Origin of the sequence: Mariprofundus erugo (assembly GCF_005818865.1) — a bacterium.
In the GTDB taxonomy this organism is placed as follows: domain Bacteria; phylum Pseudomonadota; class Zetaproteobacteria; order Mariprofundales; family Mariprofundaceae; genus Mariprofundus; species Mariprofundus erugo.
Genome location: NZ_VBRY01000001.1, coordinates 21,093 through 41,919, shown reverse-complemented (window position 1 = coordinate 41,919; position 20,827 = coordinate 21,093). Strand labels below are relative to the sequence as shown.

At 55.2% G+C, this 20,827-nt stretch carries 19 protein-coding genes; 15 read left to right on the top strand and 4 right to left on the bottom strand.

Going from position 1 to position 20,827, the window contains the following annotated elements:
• Positions 1 to 109 precede the first annotated feature (109 nt).
• The 4 genes from FEF65_RS00215 to FEF65_RS00200 are packed head-to-tail and all read right to left on the bottom strand — an operon-like array spanning position 110 to position 3,021.
• Positions 110 to 688 carry a PilZ domain-containing protein gene (locus tag FEF65_RS00215; protein WP_138237779.1) on the bottom strand — a complete coding sequence of 193 codons (579 nt, stop codon included), beginning with the start codon at positions 686 to 688 and terminating at the stop codon, positions 110 to 112.
• A complete protein-coding gene (locus FEF65_RS00210) occupies positions 681 to 2,270 on the bottom strand; it encodes an HD domain-containing phosphohydrolase (protein ID WP_238701077.1) in 1,590 nt (529 codons plus the stop codon). The genes FEF65_RS00215 and FEF65_RS00210 overlap by 8 nt, the downstream gene beginning before the upstream one ends.
• Positions 2,267 to 2,755 carry a response regulator gene (locus FEF65_RS00205; RefSeq protein ID WP_238701076.1) on the bottom strand — a complete coding sequence of 163 codons (489 nt, stop codon included), beginning with the start codon at positions 2,753 to 2,755 and terminating at the stop codon, positions 2,267 to 2,269. Before FEF65_RS00205 ends, FEF65_RS00210 begins: the two co-directional genes overlap by 4 nt.
• Positions 2,756 to 2,757: 2 nt before the next feature.
• Positions 2,758 to 3,021: a hypothetical protein gene (locus tag FEF65_RS00200; RefSeq protein ID WP_138237778.1), complete on the bottom strand. Its 264-nt coding sequence runs from the start codon at positions 3,019 to 3,021 to the stop codon at positions 2,758 to 2,760.
• Positions 3,022 to 3,321: 300 nt separating this feature from the next.
• On the opposite strand from FEF65_RS00200, the gene FEF65_RS00195 reads away from it, so the two are divergent.
• The 15 genes from FEF65_RS00195 to FEF65_RS00125 all read left to right on the top strand — a co-directional run bounded on the left by FEF65_RS00195 (position 3,322) and on the right by FEF65_RS00125 (position 20,814).
• Complete coding sequence (locus tag FEF65_RS00195; protein WP_138237777.1) at positions 3,322 to 4,713, top strand: sigma-54-dependent transcriptional regulator; 1,392 nt, start codon at positions 3,322 to 3,324, stop codon at positions 4,711 to 4,713.
• Positions 4,714 to 4,799: 86 nt separating this feature from the next.
• A complete protein-coding gene (locus tag FEF65_RS00190) occupies positions 4,800 to 6,761 on the top strand; it encodes a tetratricopeptide repeat protein (protein WP_138237776.1) in 1,962 nt (653 codons plus the stop codon).
• The gene (locus tag FEF65_RS00185) at positions 6,758 to 8,122 is read left to right on the top strand and encodes a sigma-54 interaction domain-containing protein (protein WP_138237775.1); all 1,365 of its coding nucleotides are present in this window, start codon (positions 6,758 to 6,760) and stop codon (positions 8,120 to 8,122) included. The genes FEF65_RS00190 and FEF65_RS00185 overlap by 4 nt, the downstream gene beginning before the upstream one ends.
• A 47-nt stretch (positions 8,123 to 8,169) precedes the next feature.
• Complete coding sequence (flgB, locus tag FEF65_RS00180) at positions 8,170 to 8,571, top strand: flagellar basal body rod protein FlgB (RefSeq protein ID WP_138237774.1); 402 nt, start codon at positions 8,170 to 8,172, stop codon at positions 8,569 to 8,571.
• A complete protein-coding gene (gene flgC / locus FEF65_RS00175) occupies positions 8,571 to 9,017 on the top strand; it encodes a flagellar basal body rod protein FlgC (RefSeq protein ID WP_138237773.1) in 447 nt (148 codons plus the stop codon). The genes flgB and flgC overlap by 1 nt, the downstream gene beginning before the upstream one ends.
• A gap of 10 nt (positions 9,018 to 9,027) precedes the next feature.
• Positions 9,028 to 9,330: a flagellar hook-basal body complex protein FliE gene (gene fliE / locus FEF65_RS00170; protein WP_138237772.1), complete on the top strand. Its 303-nt coding sequence runs from the start codon at positions 9,028 to 9,030 to the stop codon at positions 9,328 to 9,330.
• A gap of 13 nt (positions 9,331 to 9,343) precedes the next feature.
• Positions 9,344 to 10,987 carry a flagellar basal-body MS-ring/collar protein FliF gene (fliF, locus tag FEF65_RS00165; RefSeq protein WP_138237771.1) on the top strand — a complete coding sequence of 548 codons (1,644 nt, stop codon included), beginning with the start codon at positions 9,344 to 9,346 and terminating at the stop codon, positions 10,985 to 10,987.
• Positions 10,984 to 11,985 carry a flagellar motor switch protein FliG gene (gene fliG, locus FEF65_RS00160; protein ID WP_138237770.1) on the top strand — a complete coding sequence of 334 codons (1,002 nt, stop codon included), beginning with the start codon at positions 10,984 to 10,986 and terminating at the stop codon, positions 11,983 to 11,985. Before fliF ends, fliG begins: the two co-directional genes overlap by 4 nt.
• A 7-nt stretch (positions 11,986 to 11,992) precedes the next feature.
• On the top strand, positions 11,993 to 12,721 hold the full coding sequence (locus FEF65_RS00155; protein ID WP_138237769.1) for a FliH/SctL family protein: 729 nt from the start codon (positions 11,993 to 11,995) through the stop codon (positions 12,719 to 12,721).
• 52 nt (positions 12,722 to 12,773) lie between these two features.
• Positions 12,774 to 14,066, top strand: a complete 1,293-nt coding sequence (locus tag FEF65_RS00150; protein WP_420813933.1) for a FliI/YscN family ATPase — start codon at positions 12,774 to 12,776, stop codon at positions 14,064 to 14,066.
• Between the two features lie 10 nt (positions 14,067 to 14,076).
• Entirely contained in the window at positions 14,077 to 14,526 is a 450-nt protein-coding gene (locus FEF65_RS00145) for a flagellar FliJ family protein (RefSeq protein ID WP_238701074.1), read from the top strand.
• Positions 14,527 to 14,529: 3 nt separating this feature from the next.
• Positions 14,530 to 15,228 carry a MotE family protein gene (locus tag FEF65_RS00140; protein ID WP_138237768.1) on the top strand — a complete coding sequence of 233 codons (699 nt, stop codon included), beginning with the start codon at positions 14,530 to 14,532 and terminating at the stop codon, positions 15,226 to 15,228.
• A gap of 136 nt (positions 15,229 to 15,364) precedes the next feature.
• Complete coding sequence (locus FEF65_RS00135) at positions 15,365 to 18,202, top strand: ion transporter (protein ID WP_138237767.1); 2,838 nt, start codon at positions 15,365 to 15,367, stop codon at positions 18,200 to 18,202.
• A gap of 353 nt (positions 18,203 to 18,555) precedes the next feature.
• A complete protein-coding gene (locus FEF65_RS00130) occupies positions 18,556 to 20,133 on the top strand; it encodes a flagellar hook-length control protein FliK (RefSeq protein WP_138237766.1) in 1,578 nt (525 codons plus the stop codon).
• Between the two features lie 9 nt (positions 20,134 to 20,142).
• Positions 20,143 to 20,814, top strand: coding sequence for a flagellar hook assembly protein FlgD (locus FEF65_RS00125; protein ID WP_138237765.1), 672 nt, complete (start codon positions 20,143 to 20,145; stop codon positions 20,812 to 20,814).
• Positions 20,815 to 20,827: the final 13 nt, after the last annotated feature.

The following is a 20,827-nucleotide window of genomic DNA, read 5'->3' as shown; positions in this document are numbered from 1 at the left end:
AGTCAGACAACAAGCGCTCTGCAACTTAAACCACAGGCAGGTCAGCGAACAGTGACTGCACGGTCACCATGAACCACAAGAGAAAGGGAGGGCAAAACCTCCCCCTTATTTACAATCCGGCATTCCTGTTTTCTGCACGAATCGCCTCACGATGCCGGCGGTAGACATACTTCGCCACTGTATCCTCTTCATCATCGCAGCGATAATAGAAGCGGGTGCCGATGCGGGTACGGCCATCCTTCATCTTTGTCGCCCGCACAATCGTGCCGACAAGGTCCATAATGGAGGGCGGGAAGGAGGGAAGCATCAGGTTCACCTTCACAAAATCACCCACCTCATATGATTCATCGGAAACAAAACTGATACCGGTCACACTGAGGTTAACCGGACGCTCCTGCATATCGGAATGGCTGGCATCATTAAGCATATTCACACCAATCAGATAGTTGAGCTTGGCATCCAGCGACTCCAGCACCACCGCCACATCCGGATTCATACCCAGGTGATCCTGGCCTGCAAACACATCCTTGCCGACCATCTGCTGCAACATACTGTTCTGCCGCGAACGCACTCCCACCTTGGTCTTGTAGAGATCAAACTGCCTCTGCGTCAGCTTCTCGTCACTGACCGGAATCATGTCGTCAATTCGGAAATCCTGTCGTCCATTATCTCGATTTGCATCAGGCATATTTACGCACCTCTGTTTTTACTGATATCAGAGCCGACAAAGGCATCACACTATCCCCCTGCTGAAGGAGCGCCTCAGCCTGTGTCCGAACCACCCCGCGCTCAATCGCGGCAATGGCCACCTCCACAACCTGCGGATCAAATTGCGTGCCAGAACCAGCCTTCAGCTGATCCACACAAAAAGAAAGCGGCTGCGCCATACGGTAAACCCGGTGAGTCGTCATCGCATCGATCGCATCTGCCACACAGACAATGCGCGCATCAAATGGAATCCCTTCACCGGCAAGGCGATCAGGATAGCCGTAGCCATCATAGCGTTCATGATGATGACGCAACATCAATCGTTCGCGCACCATCGTATCCATATTGGCCAGAATATTGTCACCGATCGCCGGATGTGCCTTCATAATGGCAAACTCCTGGTCGGTATATCGACCAGGCTTGAGCAACACGGCATCAGGCACGCCGCACTTGCCGATATCATGCAACAGCCCTCCGGTGCGAATCAGATCAATATGGTCATCATCCAGCCCCAGGTCCCGCGCCAGAATGGCAGCAAGACCGCCAACGCGAGCGGAGTGATCACGCGTGTACCGGTCTCGCGCCTCGAGCGTGCGCACAAGCGCAATCAGGGTTTCACGCATATTGGCAGCAAGTGCCGCATGTACGGCCCGGTTATCAAGCAGCGTATCGAGCTTCTTGACCAACAGCCCGAGCATCTGCCGCGTCTCCCCTTTCAGAGGCACCTCGGCCGGATGCAGCAGGCACAACACCCCCATAGAAACACCCTGCAAGCGCACCGGCACAGCAACAAAACGCCCTTCACGCATCCCCGGCCAGCAGGTGCGCAGATCGGCACGCATCGAAGCCGACTGGATCAGCTCCTCATCACCACTGATCAGCGCATGAAAGATGGTTTCGTCAAGATGACAGGTCCGGGGCAGACTCCCCATCCCTTCTGTTGCCACCTGCACCAGCTGATGCTGCTGCCGCTCAAACAGGGCCAGGTAGCCACCATCCGCATGTACAACTTCCATCGCCAGATTCAATGCACTGGCGCACACCTCGGAGACATCCTGCCGGGCAGGCATCTCATCAAACATGCGATACACCAGCCCAAGTCGCCGATCCATCTCAAACATCTCGGGCAATAGCCGATCCGATGAGCGGGCGGCACGGTGAGCCAGCTTCCCGTCAGATATATCCGGCACGGAAGCACTGAGCATCGTATTCAGACAACTGAGCAACACATCCGGGGCAAACGGCTTGGGCAGCACATGCTCAATACCAAGATCCACAGCCTGTTCCATACGGGCCGAGGTAAGAAAACCACTCATCAATATGGTGGGTGGCAGCACGACGCCCTCTTGTTTGAGAGCCGCCATCATCTCCAGCGCATTACCATCGCCAAGGCTCATATCGGTAATCACGCCACTCCAGGCCTGAGAGCACAGCGCTGACCTTGCCTCTTCAAGGCTGCCAACCTGAGTCACCTCAACATCACCGGACAACTCACCGGCAATTTCAGCCACCACCTCGCGCACAGCAGGCTGATCTTCAACAATCAGAATTTTCAACGTCACGACCGCCCCCCGCCAAGCTGGCGACCATAGGCACGAACAGCGGCCATACCGGCGCTGCGCTGGGTATCGATCGTCACCAAAGCACCACCGGTAGCCTCCAGCCAGCGCCTCAGCAACTGCTGATATCTCGCCGCATTATCCAGGCGAACACGAATTTCAGGCAACTGAAACGGTTTACTGACGAAATCATAGGCACCCTGCTCAACCGCATGCAGGGCATTCTCAATACCGGAGTAACCGGTCATAAGGATCACCAGCGTATCACCCTCCTGCTCGCGAACATGGGCAAGCAGGGAGAGACCGTCAGCACCCGGCATGACAATATCGGTCAATACCAGGTCAAAATGTTCGCTTTTCAGCGCTGCCAGAGCGTCATCGCCACGGCGGAATACAGTTACATCATAACCGGCTTCGACAAGGTATTCCTCCAGCAGAAATGCCAGTGCCTCATCATCCTCCGCCAGCAGCAATCGGCTCCGATCCACATTCAGCCTCCAGATGTATCATTCAATCTGTAGAGGTTAAGCAAGTGTGATTCCAAATTGCGTTCACTGACACCATTGCGGGTATGCAGCTGGGACTCAACCGAGTGCATCGGCTGCTGATCGCGGGCCTGGGAAGAGATATTCACATGATCACCGCTCCCGCCCGGAGCTGCTCCTTGCTGACGATCGCCGGCGGAGGGAGCCTTGCTGTTTTGCTGCAGCAGTCGGTAAATCAGTCCATCGACAGGTTGCACACTGATTGCCATTTTGATCACCTCCTGAGCCAAGCGGCCATTCATTTTACGGAGCTTACAGCTGGATCTATCGGATGAGCAAAGACCAACTTTAATTTATTTATCGCCCTGCAACAGCCCTGAACCTGACCGGACTCACACCGGATACCTGACCTCACATGTCAGAAATCCATCCGGATCCATCATCCGGGACACACCTCTGACACCAGCAAACGATAGCAGAAGCGACAAATGCTTGCTATTTCAAAATCACGGCGTCATTATTTTGACTTGGATGGTGTTAATGGTGCACATACAGGGAGAGATCGGACAGTGAAACAGTCTGCTTTTATACTGCTGGTGGAAGACAACGAAGACTTCCGGCTGATTCTTCAGGAAGCGCTGGAAACAGCTGGATTCCACGTAACACCGGCTGCCAATGCCACTCGCGCCCGCGAATCCATGGCAACAGGCAAGTTTGACCTGACCATCCTTGATGTCCGCCTTCCTGACGGCAACGGCATCGAGCTGTTGCGCGAATTCCGTCAAAGCGACCCCGACATGGGCATCATTATCATGACCGGCTATGCGGAGGTGGACACGGCAGTGGATGCCATCCGACTGGGAGCCAATGATTTTCTGAAGAAGCCGTTCGATATCGATGAGCTGCTGATTCGCATCAGCGAGCTGCTGAAAAACCGCCAGTTGAAAAATGATAACAAGACCCTGCTTGAGCAGGTGCGCAATCAGGATCGCATCACCGGTCTGATCGGCCAGTGTGATGCCATTCAAAAACTCGGCAACACCATCCGCCTTCTGGCCAATTCCGACAGCACCGTGCTCATCACCGGAGAGTCGGGCTGCGGCAAGGAAGTACTGGCAAAATCACTGCATAAATCAGGCACCCGCTCGAGCAAACCGATGGTATCCATCAACTGCGGCGCCATCCCTGAGGAGCTGCTGGAATCGGAACTGTTCGGCCATGTCAAAGGCGCATTTACCGGCGCTGTCAGGGCTCGCCCCGGACGCTTTGAAATCGCCAATGGCGGCACGATCTTCCTCGATGAAATCGGCGACATGAGTGCCAAGTTACAGGTAAAACTGCTGCGTGTGCTGCAGGAGCGCTGCTTTGAGCCTGTCGGCAGCCAGCAGAGCATCCATGTTGATGTTCGCGTCATCGCTGCCACCCACCGTGATCTCGAAGAGGAAATTGCCGCCGGCCGCTTCCGTGAAGACCTGTACTATCGTCTCAATGTCATTCCGCTGATGCTGCCGCCGCTGCGCAATCGTGGCGAAGACGTATTGCTGCTCACCAATCATTTCCTCTCCCGCTTTAACGAAGAGAAGGGAGCCAGCATTACCGGCATGTCCGAGGAAGTGAAACGCACCATGCTCAATTATCAGTGGCCGGGCAATGTCCGCGAACTGCAAAACCTGATTGAGCGTGTCACCACCCTGAAACGCGTCGGCATCATCGAGCTTGAGGATCTGCCATCACGCATGATCAGCGACAAGGACAGAGTTCTGCAGAGCTTCCAGATGGACATGGACAACGCTGAAGGCATTGACCTGAAATCAACCGTCGATGAGTTTGAAAGCCACCTGATCCTTTCCGCCCTGCAGCGATTCAACTGGAACAAAAATCAGGCCGCCAATTTTTTGGCGATGAATCGCACCACTCTGGTTGAAAAGATCAAGAAAAAAGGACTGCAACCCACAGAGTAAGCGGCCGCAACGGCCAGTCGCCTTTCCTCCGGGAAGCCGAAAAAAGAGACCGGCCACTTCGGCATGAATCTTGCGGTTGCCAGCCCATGCGCCGCTTATTACTTGTCACCGCCATTCTTCTGCCACTGCTAGCCCAGTCTGCCCTGGCAGCTGGCGACCGCGTGCAGGCTGCCCGCATTTTTTTCGGCAACGGCAATCCCGAGCAGGCCATCAGCTCCGCTGAAAAGCTGCTGAAAAAACCAGACCTGAGCCGTGATGAGCGAAGCGACCTGTTATCCCTGATTGCGGATGCGGAGATACTGCGCACAACCCATCAACACTTTGAAGATATCAAACCGGCAACCCATGCCATTGAAGCTCTTCTGCAGGAGTTCCCCGACCACCCGCATGCAGCACACTACAGATGGCAACGTGCCTGGCTGTGGTGGCAGGCCGGGGATGAAAAACAGGCCATGGTCGCCGGCCGTGAAATCATTGCCATGGACCAGCAACCGGCAAGCCTGCAGCGCGTATGGCTGATGATGGCCAGAATTCACATCAAACAGCGGCTGTTTGCCTATGCCCGCAGTGACCTGTTGCAATATGGATTGCAGGTGAACAACAAAAGCAGGGAACAGGCGGTCGGCATGGCATGGATGGCTGTCGTTGATCAGGGGGAGGCGCGCAACGCCCCTGCCCTCCAGACCCTCAACAGCATCTACAGCAACTGGCCCGACGTCATTACCGACGAACCGAAGCTGTTTTCCACCTATATTCACCTGCTCTATGACCAACAGGATTTTGCCAAAACGCTCAAGCTTGCGGATGCATTTATCCGCCAATATATCACCAACGACCTTGCTGGCGGCGTACGACTGATCCGCGCAGATATTCTGAGCAGTCAGGAAAAAACCATTCCGACCGCACTGATGGAGTACGGGATTCTGGCCGATACGCAGGCGGAAACGGTCATCGGACTCAAGGCTTTCATGCGCAAGCTGATGCTGGAAAACCGCAATGAGCATGACCGGGATAAACTTGTACCGGTCATGATTGCCCTGAAAAAAGTCGCTGACAGCAATCAACTATCAGTGCTTGAAGATGAGGCGATGCTGGACCTCGCCCGCCTGTGGCGGCGCATCGCCCCATCTGGCAGCACAGAAGCCATGCATGCACCGGCCCTTGAAGCCTACGCCCATGCAGCCACATCGACAGCCGCGACTATCGCCAGAGCAGCGCACCATGAAGGCAGTGAATGGATGGCAAGAAAACTGGAGACCATACTCAAGAATGAACAGTGGCTGGCAGCCGTAACCATCTGGCGACAATACCCTCAGCTGCAGCCAGAAGCCGGCAAGGAGCAGGAGTTAAGCCTGGGCATCGCCCATGCCATGCGCATGCTGATGATTTTCGATACAGCGGAAGAGATGCTGCAGGAGCTGTATAAACTGAACATCACCAGCATTCGAGGGCAACGCATTATGGTCGAGCTCGCCAAGCTGTGGATGGACCGTCAGGATAATGACGGCGTCGAAAAGATCATGCGCTGGCTCAACCGCAATCCATTCAGCATCTATCGCCCGGAAATGCTGCTCATCGTGGCTCGCATCCAGCTGGAGCAACATCACCCTGACCTGGCCAGGCAAACGCTGGCAGGAATCAGCGCCGACGACGTCGCGCTGGAATCGAGAGCATCCTTCTGGCAAGCCAGTGCAGGAGTATCCGAAGCACTGGGAGAGTGGCACAGGGCTGCACGTGACTGGCAGGAGTACAGCAAAAGCCCTGCTGCCGACACACAGCAGGGCATCATCCGTCAAGCCGATGCCCTGCGACAGGCGACAGAATTTGCATCAGCCCGCGACCTCTACCTGACCATCGCGGAAGAGCATCGGGATGCAGCATGGCAGTACCACCTTGCCATATGCCAGCTGCGCTCGGGCGAGGTTGCCCAGGGGACCCAGCGCCTGCAGGAACTGATCGATAACAAAGATGCAGGCCGCTTCGCCACCCTCGCAAAGCTGGCACTGGCAGACCAGCAGGCAGGTAAATTGCTCGGAGAAAAACCATGAATCACAAACCACAGATTATCCTCATCGGCTTTCCTCAAAATGAAGAGGCCGAGCTTCGCGTCCAGCTTGGACGCCTGCTGCCCGACACACTGATCGAATCGCAGTCCACAGACAGCCGCCAACCGGTCAATGGCGATGACAGCCTGATCTTCATATGGGACAGCATTACCTCCCCGGCCATGGTCCGCCGGCTGTTTGAAGGCGCCCCCCAGGCAAACATTGTCCTGCTGACTGACCTCGGCAATGCCGACCGTGCCGCCGATCTGATGCATATGGGCGTGATGGACTACCGGCTGTTGCCAGTACCGGACGATGTCCTGCAAATATACATCCGCAAAAGCGGGCACCAGAGCGAACTGGCCAGACAGGCAAGTGCGCAGCAGCCCGCCCCGGAAGATACAAAAAATATTTTTGTCACCGAAGATATCGAAACGCGCCGACTGCTGGACAGGGTGGCACTGGTTGCACCGAGTAACGCCTCAGTACTGGTCATCGGCGAGTCAGGCACCGGCAAGGAGCGGCTCTCCCGCTACGTACATGCCTGCTCAAACAGAAGTCATGAAAACTTTATTGCCATCAATTGCGCTGCAATCCCGGAAGGCGTACTTGAGGCCGAACTGTTCGGCCATGAAAAGGGTGCATTTACCGGCGCAACAACAGCCCGACCGGGAAAATTTGAACTGGCCCATGAAGGCACATTGCTACTCGATGAAATCACCGAAATGCCGGTCCACCTGCAGGCAAAGTTGCTGCGCGTACTTCAGGAAGGTGAAGTCGACCGCCTTGGCGGACGCAAACCGGTGAAGATCGATGTACGCGTCATCGCCACCAGCAACCGTGATATCAGCCGGGCCGTACAGGAGGGCGTCTTCCGGCAGGACCTCTATTACCGCCTGAATGTCGTCACCATCCAGCTCCCCCCGCTGCGCAAGCGTCCGGGTGACATTCAGCCCCTGGCTCGCCATTTTCTCAATCATTTCAGCGAAATGTATCGCCGTGGCGCCCCCGTCCTGAGCCCCGAAGCGGTCCACACACTGCAAGCCTACCCGTGGCCGGGAAATGCCCGCGAACTGGAAAACTGTATGCATCGGGCCTTTCTGATGGCCATGGATGATGCCATCAGGCCGGAGCACCTGTGCCTGGACAACCTATCCCCCCAGGCCACCGCCGACATTCAGCAAAGCGGCCCCGGAGTCGAGCCGGGAGTAAGCATCCGCGATATGGAACGGGCCCTGATCGAAAAAACACTGATCCATGTAAAAGGCAACCGCACGGAGGCAGCCCAGCTTCTCGGCATCAGCATCCGCACCCTGCGCAACAAACTTCAGATCTACGAATCTGGCATGTCGCTTGCTGGCTGATATTACGACCCGACGGTCGAAATCAGACAACAGCAGGAGGCGCAATCATGGATATGTTCGGAGCCGATTTTCATCGCCTTGAATCTGCCCTGATTGCACGAGAGAAAACCCAGGGGGTTCTGGCCAGCAATATTGCCAATGCAGACACCCCGAATTACCATGCCGACAGGCGCAGTTTCAGTGACTTTCTGGCCGCGCAGGAGCAAGGGCAAAGCGTTGGAAAACCGGCCACCACCAATCCGATGCACATTGCTGATACCTCCCCGTCCGGCATGTCCGAAAGCCTCTCTGATCGCCATGTCTCGCGCAGCATGGACGGCAACAACGTCGATGCACAAAAAGAGATGGCCAGAATGAGTGAAAACCAGCTGATGCACGAGCTGACCATTCGCTTACTCAAAGGCAAGCTGACCGGTCTTGCCAATACCATCAAGGAAGGTAGTCGCTGATGGCAAATGACCTGTTAAATTCGATGCATATCAGTGCGGCCGGCATGTCGGCACAACGCACACGCATGGATATCGTGGCCGAGAATATCGCCAATGCCGAATCCACCCGAACCAGTGAAGGCGGCCCCTACAGGCGTCGCCAGGTCGTATTTCAGGCTGTTGCGGAACAACAGCCATTTTCCCAGGTATTTAACAGCAGCTTTCAGGCCGGTGGACAGCAGTCGGTAAAAGCCGCCTATATCGCTGAAGATAAAACACCATTCCGCGAAGTATTCGATCCGTCACACCCGGATGCAGATGCGCGCGGACTGGTAAAAATGCCCAACGTCAATGCGGTGGAAGAGATGGTCGACATGAATTCGGCCGCCCGCAGTTTCGAAGCAAATGTCACCACCATGGAGGCGGCGAAACGGATGTTTCTGAAGTCGCTGGAACTGTTGCGTTAAGGAGATTGGAATGAGCATTCAGGCATATGGACCATTATCAGGCATCAACCCCGGCAACAAAATGCAGGACGCAGGCAAAAGCGAGGGCGGCAATAATAACTTCGCAGCGGTACTGAAAAACTACACCGAGCAACTGAACCATACTGAAAAGCAGGCCGATGCCGCGGCCCAGAATCTCGCCACCGGCAAAGGTGGTAATACATCCGAAACCCTGCTGGCCATTGAAAAGGCGGATATTTCTTTTCAGATGATGATGGGCGTACGCAACAAGCTTGTCGATGCCTACCATGAAATCTCGCGCATGCAGGTGTAAGGAGTAGTCAACCATGGCGGACGCATTAACCCCCCATAATCCGATGGGCATCAAGCCATCTCCGATTGACGCGCGGGGAGAGAGCAGCGCGGCCGGTGCCAGCATTCAGGTTCCACAGATGCTGGTGAAATACCGCCGCATCATGCTGTTTACTGCGGCAAGCCTGATGCTTGCCGGCTTTATCGGTCTTGTCCTCTGGTCCTCAGAGAAGCCGTACCGGGCGGTTTATGCCGGCATGGCGGAAAAAGATGCCGCTACCGTCGTCGAAATGTTGCAAAAAGAGCACATCCCTTATCGCCTTGAGGGTGGCGGAACCGTCATGGTACCGGAAAATCAGGTTTATCAGGTACGCATGAAGCTGGCAGGACAAGGTGTTAATCCGAGTGGCACCACCGGCTTCGAAATTTTTGATCAGAGCAACGAATTCGGCCTCAGCGACTTCACCCGTAAAATCAATCTGCAGCGGGCACTGCAGGGAGAGCTTGCTCGCACCATTGAGGTGATGCCTCAGGTTTCATCTGCACGTGTTCATATCGTCATGCCACGAGAGTCCGCATTTGCCGAGCGCGACCGCAAGGCAACCGCATCCGTCATGCTGCAACTGGCCGGTGGCCAGCGGCTGCCCAAAAACACAGTCCAGGCCATTCAGAACATGGTCGCAGCCAGTGTTCCCGAAATGAGCCCAACCGACGTCACCGTTGTGGATGCCTCCGGCACCCTTCTCTCCAGCAGTGACAAAGAGACCCCTTCCAGCGAAGGGCAGACGATGCAGGAGTATCAAAGCAAGCTGGAGCAGCGCCTTGAGATGCGCCTGACCGGCATGCTGGAGCAGATTGTCGGCCCAGGTCAGTCCGTCGTACGTGTTTCATCCGTCATCGACCGCGAATTTATCGAGCAACAGAACACCCGCTACAACCCTGATGAGCAGGTATTGCGCAGCCGCAAATCGATTCAGGAGTCACATACATCGGGCGCAAGCGCCATCGGTGTACCGGGCCTTGCCTCCAACACCCCGGGAGCCAACCCGGCAACCGCCGGTGCCAATGCCAAAGCGCAGGCACCTGCCCAGCCGCAGGATGTAGCCAACCGCAGCGAAGATGTGAACAACTACGAAATCAGCAGCACCAGTGAACACAGGATTGTGCCGTTTGGAACCATCAAAAAGCTCTCCGTGGCAGCCATCGTTGGCGGCCACTATCAAACCAACGACAAGGGTGAGCAGGTCTTTACCCCCCGCAGCAAGGAAGAGCTGGCTGAAATTCAAAAGCTGGTTGAGCGCGCCATGGGTTATGATGAAGACCGCGGCGACTCGGTCACAGTTCAGAGCATGCCGCTTGTAGATATCTCCAGCCGCTCCGATATTTCGGCACTGGAAGCAGCTGAAAACCGCTCGTTCTACATGCTTGTCGCCCGCTATGGCATTGCCGCACTTGCACTGCTGATGCTCGGCTGGTTCGTACTGCGTCCGCTGGCTCGCCGCATTCAGGACACCGCCACACGCGATCCTCTGACCGGCAAACCTGCTCTTTCTGCTCCAAACCAGTTATCCGATGCAACCTATACCCGTCTGGCCAATATGGAGCAGGTCAAACACAGTATCAGCCAGGAGCCGGATCGTGCCAACAGGGTACTGCGTGAATGGGTGGATCCTGCATGAAAGGAGCCAAACAGCTAACCGGAGAGGATAAGGCAGCGATCCTTATTTTCGCACTTGGCCCGGAGGCATCCGCCCCGCTGGTCAAGGGCATGGATGATGCCACCCTGACGCGTCTGGGACGACGGATGGCCGAGCTGGGAAAAATTGAGGCCGATGTACTCAACACCGTTGTGCAGGAGTACCTCGACATGCACCGGTCGGAAGATCCGCTTTTGCGCACCAGCAAAAAGGATGTCGTCAACCTGTTCCGTTTTGCCGTCGAGAGTGCGCGGGCAGACAAGCTCGTACATGAGCTAAATGCACCGAAAACACTGACCATCTGGGAAAAACTTTCACGTCTGAAACCCGATATGATTGCCTCCTACATTGAGGATGAGCACCCGCAGACGATCGCCCTGATCCTCGGAAACATTGACAGCTCGGTGGCCAGCCGGGTCATCGCCATGTTGCCGGAGGATATGCAACTGTCGGTCGTGATGCGCATGTCCAAGATCGAAAGCGTTCCCAAAGAGCTGGTCAGGGATATCGAAGAGACTCTCGAAAAAGAGCTTGCGGACATGCAGGGTGAATCAGGCATCAGCTTTGACGGCATGGTCAGCGTGGTCGATATTCTTAAGGGCCTGGAAAAAGAGGTCGCTCGTCCGATTCTCGACCAGCTGCGGGACAAGGATGAGGAGCTTTTCACCCAGGTGGATCGACTGCTGCTTGTCTTTGAAGACCTCAAATCGCTGTCGGATCGCGATATCCAGACGATTCTGAAGCATATCTCCTCCGATGATCTGGTGAAATCACTGAAAGGTGCAAGCGATGAAGTGGCAGCACGCTTCTTCAACAATATGTCACAGCGTGCTGCTGAAATCATGAAAGAGGATATGGATGTCATGGGGCCGATGAAACTGGCCGATGTGGAAGATGCCCAGCAGGGCGTACTGAAAGTCATTCGCAAGCTTGATGATGAAGGTGCGATCACACTGAGCAGCACCGACGACATGGTCTGACCCGCTCATGAACCCGCTCACCTTCCCCCCTGGCAACGGTGAATCCCCTACAGCACCGGCAAAACCGTTCCCCTTCTCGCCACCTGGCCCGACATCCCCTTCACCGGCCGCAGCGGCCGGTGCCAGCGAAAACCGCATGCAACAGCTCGAGCGGATGCTGCATGAGATGCAGGGACGGGCCGAAACCGTTGAAAAAGAGGCCTATGACAAAGCCTATCTGGCCGGCGAGAAAGCAGGCATGGCATTGGGAAAAAAGCGCGGCGAACAAATCCTTGAGGCGCTTGAGAACAGCCTCAAGGATGTCGAGTACGATATCGCCGCCATACGGAATGTATTTGCCGAAGCAGCACTTGAGGTTGCCGGCCATATAGCAGAACACATTGTCGGCCAAACCATCACTACGGATAAAGCCCGCCTGCTCGAAATCACCCGCAAGGCCGCAGCCCAGCTGCCAGATACAACCGATTTGCGCATCGCCGTTGCCCCGGATGACTACACTCTCTTCAAACGCATGCTGGATGATGATGGTGCAACCATGGTACTCAGTGCCGAGCCGTCGGTGAACCCGGGAACATGCCGACTGATCTCAGCCAATCAGGATATGTTGATTGATCCCGTCGCCGCCGTAAGCAGCTGCCTGGCTCAACTGCAACCGGCGCTGCTCGAATCTGTTATGATCCCGGTCCCGATCAACACGGCCGCGCCTGCCGACACTGTCGATGAAGCAACTGACTAAACAGCCGCTTTGGGATCAATCGTTGCGCCGGCAAGTACTGGATGAGTGCCAGATGCCGGCGCTGTTTCCCGTTCGCGGCAAGGTTTACAAGGTGCTGGGGCCGATGCTCGAAGCAACCGGTCTGCAATCCAGTATCGGCCATGCCTGCAACATCTGCTGTAGTAGCGGCCATGAAGTTGAAGCGGAAGTGGTCGGCTTCCGGGGTGACTATACACTGCTGATGCCGGTCGGCAGCACCCGTGGCATTGCCCCGGGGGACCCCATCCGGCCACTTTCTGCCATGCCGTCCATCCGGGTTGGCCCCCACCTGCTTGGCCGCGTACTCGATGCGCAGGGACAACCCATGGACGAGCAGCCGCTCGGCTCGACACTCGGCTACCCGTACGCCTTGCATGGCCAGCGTCTCAACCCTTTTTCCCGTCATATGATTGACACCCCCATGCAGCTGGGGGTGCGGGCCATTGATGCATGCATGACCATGGGCTGGGGCCAGCGCATGGGGCTGTTTGCCGGTGCAGGCGTTGGCAAAAGTACGCTTTTAGGCATGCTGGCCCGTAATTCTGATGCCGAAATCAACGTGATTGCACTGGTCGGTGAGCGCAGTCGAGAAGTCCGTGAGTTTCTTGATCTCGCCCTCGGGGCAGAAGCGCTCCAGCGCAGTGTCGTCATTGTTGCCACCTCGGATACCCCGCCGGTACTCAGGGTGCGGGCAGCCCATATGGCGACCACCATTGCCGAGGCCTTTCGTCATGACGGGCGCCGAGTGCTGCTGATGATGGACAGCTTAACCCGTGTTGCCCAGGCACAGCGTGAAATCGGCCTGATGCTCGGAGAGCCTCCGGCCAGCAAGGGGTATACCCCGTCATGCTTCTCCATTCTGGCTGAATTGCTCGAGCGCTCGGGCCCCGGCTGCGCAGAAGGCGGCGACATCAGTGCATTTTATACTGTTCTGGTTGAAGGTGATGACCTGCGAGCCGATCCGATTGCCGACTCAGCCATGTCGGTCCTGGACGGCCATATCATTCTTGACCGTAAACTGGCTGAACAGGGGCACTTCCCCGCCATCAATGTCCTGCGCAGTATCAGTCGACTGGATACCCAGTTAATGTCGGCCGAACAGCTGAAGGCCAGTCGCACCTTCCGTCGAAAACTGTCAATGTTTGAACGCATGGAAGATATGATCTCAATCGGAGCCTATGAGCGGGGCAGCAACCCCGAGCTGGATCAGATTATTGCCAATGCAGGTGAAATATCGGCATTCCTGCAACAATCGGCCAACTCATGCAGCATCCGGGAACAATCGGCACAGCGATTGCTAGAGGTAGTAGGAAAGCTATCTTCCTAGGAGAGCAGGCATGAAGCTCGCAACATCCAGAATTCTGGTCCAGCTCAGTGAACAGGAACGCAATGCCGTTGAGGCGGAGCTTGCAGAGCTGAACCGCCAGAGCCAGCAGCTTCGCGGACAACAACAGCACGCCAACCAGCATATCACCCAGCTGCACCGACAGCGTGACCAGATCATGAAGCAGGGCAATACGGCCAGCCTGCTTCAGGCATTCAATGCCTCCCTGATCGAACAGCAGCATGTGATCAGCATCATCAACAACAATATTTACCAGCTTGAGCAACAAAAACAGACCATTCTCTCTCGCCTGAAAGAGGCATGCAAAACACACCATGCCTACGAAACCGTGCATCATCAGGAGGAGCACCGGCAACAGCGCCAGATGGAAATGAGCAGCCAGCGACAACTGGATGACCTGATCGCCAGCAGGGCATCCGCACGCGCGGCCTCCGAGTCATAAGCCATGTCTGCTCGCATGACGACCCTGTTTCTCTGCATCACACTGCTTCTGGCTGCCAGAGCGGCCATGCACCTTGCTCCGGCTGACAACAAACTGCCTGTCATGATGGCCACTCAGGCTGAACCGGCCTCTCCGGCTACTGCGCCTGCAGTGACGCTCGCGTCAGCCCCGACCAACGCCACCACAGAACAGCCGAAGCCAACAGAAAAAGACCCGCTGGCCATGCTGGAAACCTATCTTATTCCCGAAGCTACGGCCGGCTCCAGCCGCAGTGATGCACCAGCGGAATCATCAACCCTGCCCGTCGATGACAAAACCCTCTCGGCATTACGCGCCTACAAGGAGTCACTGGACAAGCGGCAGGGCCAGCTTGAGCAAAGAGAACAGGCTCTGGTCAAGGCCGAGGAGAAGCTGCAGCAACGCGTGACCGAACTCGAGCAGCTCGAAGCCAGTATCAAGCAGCGACTCAATGATGAGCAAGGCATTAAAACCAAAAAGATCAAACGGCTGACATCGGTCTACGAGGGTATGAAGGCTGACAAGGCGGCCCCGGTCATTGCCCAGATGGACCTGGAAACCGTGGTCAAATTGTTCACACTGATGGATGAAAAGCAGGTCGGAAAAATTCTCTCCTTCATGCCAGCCGAGAAAGCGGTGGTCATCAGCCAGGCCCTGACCCGGCAAATCAGCACTGTCAAATAAATGACAAACACAATCCCCCCCACAAGTGTTTCTCACCCGCGCAGAGAGCCGGAGAGGCAGCGTTGACCCCCTCCTTTTCGTCAACGACATGTCGTGACGAAAGTCCATTCCTCCTGCCTCAAAACGGATTGCTTCGTTGAACACGGTCTTCCGCGACCGCACGCTGTTTTACCACCACATGGAGTGGGTGCTGATGCATCCCCGCTTCGGCTTTATCATGATGGGGTTGATCGCCCTCTCGTTTCTGCATGAGCGTCTGCTGGCCATCGCACTGCTGGCCATTTTTTCGATCGAGCTGACCCTTCGCTTTGCCATTATTCGCAACAAGCGTCGCACCAATCCCTACCGCTCATCGTTAAACCAGAAGGTCGACATGCTTTTTCTGGTGCTTGATGTGATTGGTGCTGCCTCGCTGCTCATCACCATCTTCAACATTCCGCTGGATGGAGATCTGGCCGCAACACGCCTGTTGCGAGCCATTTACCTGTTGCGTTCACTGCGCATGTTCCGCTACCTGGATCTGCAAAGCATCATGTACTCGCCCACCTATGGCATGCTTATTTCACTGATTATCCTGCTCTCATTTGTCGCGCAGGACACAATCATGTGGATCATTATCATCTTTTTCGCGGTCGAGCTGGCCATCCGGTTCATTATCATGCGCAACATTAAATATGAGACCAAACGGGATCAGGCATCCGAATGGATATACTGGAGTATTGATCTGATTGCGACGCTGGTCATGGTGCCGGCCTTTGCCTTCATTCCCTATGGCGGTGCCTTGCGAATGCTTCGTCTGATCCGCCTGCTTCGTCCGTGGCTGGTCATCATGCGGAACCTGCGCGATGTCATGCGGGAGGGACAGTTTCTGCAGGAGATCAACCTGATTGTACTGCTTCTGGCCGTACTCTCGATCAGTGGCGGCGTCATCGGCCACTACATGGAAAACGATTTTGATTACGACCAGAATGGCATCAACAATCCTGAAGACCGGGGTATGATGGCACCGATCTGGTTTTCATTCCGCATGTTTACCGACCCGGGTAATGCCATTCATTATCCGTATAACACCGAAATTGCTATATTCTCTGTCTTTGCGGTCATCATCGGCGTATTCATTTTTGCCTTCTTTATCGGCATTGGCGCCAACATTGTTGCCGGCTTGATGGCTAAACTACGCAATGAACGCCTGCATATCACCAATCACATGGTCATGCTCGGTTGCTCTGCCGTATCGCCGTTTATCATATCGCAACTGAAAACAATCTCAGAGCGCAGCTATTCAAGGCTCAAGCTCGTGGTTCTGCACCACAGTGAAAAAATTCCGGAAGAGCTCATTGACTACGGCTGGATTTCGTATCGATGGGGAGATATGAATCAGGTCACAGCACTGCAGCGCGTGAATCTTGCCCATGCCAGACAGGCGATTGTTTCTATTCCTGAAGGGTTAAGTGACGCAGACAATCTGGCCATGGCGACATTCTCGCTGATTGCCATTCGCAAGGTAAATCCTGACATTTACCTGAACTTTGCCACCCCTGGCACCGCCCATCCGCACCTGGATGGCCACCACCACATGCTGCAGATCGGCTGGGATATACAGGGATACTATAACAAACCCACAGTGGTATTATCCCAGGCGGAAGTCCGTGCCAACCTGTTTCGCAACATCATGATTTATCGTGACTTCGACCAGATCATTGAACGCCTTATGATTCCTGAACGGACAGAGGAGTCATCCCTGCAGGTATGCGAATGGGGCGGCATTCTCGAGAGAAGAAATGGCAAGGTTCACCTGCTGCTACCGAAAGCAGATGCGTCGATAGAGGTATCCATTCTGGCGACTCAGCTGCTTGAGAGAGGCGTGACGCTGGTCGCCCTGACAGATGAACAGGGTATCTCCCACCCGCTGTACAAACTCGATCAACTGGTATTGCCACAATTCATCCCCTCCCTGCTCGGCATCGCCATCGATGCCAACGCCCTCAACGCAGAGGTCTATTACACCATACAACGCCTGCAGAACCAGCATCTGCCGCCGCTTATAGAAACAACCGGTATCCAGCCTGTGATGCAGACAAAAAAACTGAACCTGCTGATTACTGGCTGGATTGGCAGCCTTCCACTGCTTCTGCAACGTTTGTTGACTGAATTTGACCGCATTCACATCACCTTGCTGGACAACCTCTCTGCCGATGAGATCGCTGAGCAGCAGGCATACCTGCGCAAGCGCTTTATGGAAACGGCCGGTGCCAACGAGCGGATCAACGTGGAGATGATCAGCTGGGGATTCTCTGATATGAATTTCCTGCGCCCGTATATTTTAAAAGCCGACCGGATTCTGTTATCCCGCCCGCAGCATACAAAAACGCAGGCATATGCCTGCATCGCCACCGTGCTCTCACATCTTGTCAGCATGGTGCGCACACTGGGCATCAATCCGGATATATTCCCTGTGATGGAAAACAGGGAGCAGGCCCGTGTATTACAGCAGGAGCTGGAGCGCTTTTCACTGCCACACGAAATTCATGTCACCGTACCGGATGAGTTTTATGGCACTTACCTTGCCCATACAAGCTTTCACATGTATGCATCCGAAAGCCCGGGGGCATACGCATTACAAAGAACATTGCGTCACGCCATTGATGTCATGATGGGTGACAGCAATAACGACAATGAAATGAATATTCTTGCCCTGACCGTAGAACAAACACTGCCGGAGGCTGCTGACGCGCTCTTTGCCAGCCTGCTGGATCGAGGGTATATCTGGATCGGCTACCGGCTCAAAGAGAGCTTTATCTGGTCCGATCCGGTTCAAAATGCAATCCGGAAAGTCTTTCCCCGTCAGGAGGATTTCTCCTGTCTGCGGCAGCTCCAGATCATCATCAACCCTTTTGGCAACCCGGTATCCCGTCACTCATGGAGCGAATATCGCCACTCGATTGTTGAGCTGATCGTCATCGGGCATCGTTAAGGAATCGCTGATTAATCCGGCTATCCGGCCTTTTTGTCACGCTTTTGCCTTTGCGGCCTGATTTTTCCAGGCAGGCGATACATCAGCATCTCCTTAAGCCGTCCCTGCAGCACGGCATATCCACGCCCCATGGAGCCTCCCCTTCTGTAGCCAGAAGACACTTTATGTCACACAGACTGATCGCAGCAGCAGAAGCAGTGACCATGATGCAAATCATTCCCCATGCGCAATCGCACACAGGAAAAAATTTCCCCTCAGGGAAGAAAATACCTTCCGGTCACACAGGAAACAACGCGTAAACATATGTTTTAAAAAGACTTTAATCATGGCCCAAATCCTGCTCTATACATGGCATGATAGAACAGATCTCAGGCACCGGCCAATCCGGCATCGCAGAAGCCACCGCCACCGGCGGCAAGCAGGGACAAAACAGCCTGTTTGCCAAACTGATGGCAATGTTCGAGAAGCAGGGCAAGGCGGGAGACAAGACATCTCTGGTCAATGGGGCAAAAACGCCAACCATGACACTGTTAAAACAGACTGCAGAATCCACCCTCAAGGATGGGCAGGAGAACAAGTCTGCACAGAAGGGAGTGTTGACGGCAACCGCCAAGCTTGCACAGAAAAGTAGTCCTGACGCATCAAAGGTAGTGCAACAAGGAACCGCTATCATCGCCGCACCAGCAAAAAAACTGGCCGGTGAAACAACAGAAACAGTCGATGGCTCCACCGTTCAGGCCGTTGCATTGCATGCTCTGAATCAGAGCCATATCGATAGCAAAACCGGACAGCCAGCGGTCAAAATCATCATGGATGGAAAACAGTCCGCCACGACGAAAGATGGCCAGACGGCAGGCAAGGAGACAGTCCAGCTGATCGGGAAACAGCAGGAGTCTGTCAACGGCAAAATCCAGATGCCTCATATGGAGACCGGTACGGCGACCATCAAGCGCGACAGCCATGTAAATACTGATGGAGAGCAGCAGGTTGATCTGAAAGCTGCGCCTGGCGACGCAAAAGCCGCCAGCGGTAAATTCGAGGCTGTCAGCGCGGCTGCTGCCGTAACCCGCAAGCAGGGTGTGGAGCAGGCAGCGGCAAACACAGCCACAACCGTCAGGGAGGGTACGAATGGTCAACCGGTAGCCATGCCAACCGTCACCAGGCAGGAGCGTCCGCTGACCGCAGATGAACGGGATGCAGTCCAGCAGCTGACTGCCAAACAGGGCAATGCCGCCACCGGCAATGATAAAAACTCGCCTCTGGCTGCACACAACCATACAGCCCAACAGCACAATGCATCGACAACGACTCAGAGTGGTAATGCTCCCGTACAACAGGCCGCTGTACTGGAGACAGCCATGCAAAGTGACAGCAGCGGCAACCAGCAGTCAGGAGAAAAAGGTGGCCAGGATGGTCGCAATATTCAGATCCTGGCCACAGACAACCGCCCGGCGACATCAGGCACAAGTGCAAATGCCGCCAACTTCCAGCACTACATGAATCATAAAAGCGTGCCGACCATGACCATGTACGAGTCCATTCAGCATATTGCTCATGCGGCCAAAAATGGTCAGACACGACTGGAAATCCAGCTGGACCCTGCTCATCTGGGCAAAATTCACATCTCCCTGCAGACAGATGCCAGCAAACAGCTGCAGGTTCATCTGATTGTGGATCAGTCCGCCACAAGGGCAGCTATCGACCAGCAGCTGCCAGCATTGAAACAGGCGCTGGCTCAACAGGGACTGGATCTGTCCGGCTTCTCAATGGGATCTCACGGAGAGCAGGCCTCATCCGGCTTCGGCAATAACCAGTCCTCCCCCGGCTTCCGTCAGAATGCCAGCAATGCAGGCATTGACCTGCCATCATCAACCCCTTCAAACCGCCCGGTCGCATCCCATAGTGGCAGCGGTTTGAGTATTCACGTTTAGGAGCACGCCATGCTTACACCTACAGTCACCAGTGCCTCGCAACTCAACCAGCCAGCGGCCAGAACCACCCAGAATAACCTGGGCAGCAAAGACATCTTCCTGAAGCTTCTTGTCGCACAGATGCAGTTTCAGAATCCGATGAAGCCGCAGGATCCTACCCAGATGTCCAGCCAGCTGGCCCAGTTTAACATGGTCGAGCAGCAAACCACGTCGAATACCCTGCTGCAGAAACTGATCGATGCCGGTGCTGCCGGAAGCGCATCCGCAACAGCCGGTGGCGCCAACTATCTCGGCCATACCGTCACCATCAATGAAAGCAATATCAATTTTGATGGCACAAATCCGCAGCCATTTGATGTATCTCTCGATGCTGCAGCAAGTGCAGTACAGATATCCGTCACCGATGCCAATGGCAATGTTGTGCGGACAGCGCAGCTGGGGGCCATGACTGCCGGCAACACCCCTCTGACCTGGGATGGCACCACTGATACCGGCACCATCGCCCCTGCAGGAGCATATACGTTGAGCGTCACAGCGCTTGATGCAGGTGGTAACGCTGTCGGTTGCAAGGTCCAGCGTACCGGTATCGTTGATGCCGTCCGCTTCGGCGCCAACGGCACCGAACTTATGGTGGGTGGTATTGCTGCCTCCCTCGCCAACATCACAGAAATCCGTCCGTAGACGATAGAAGATA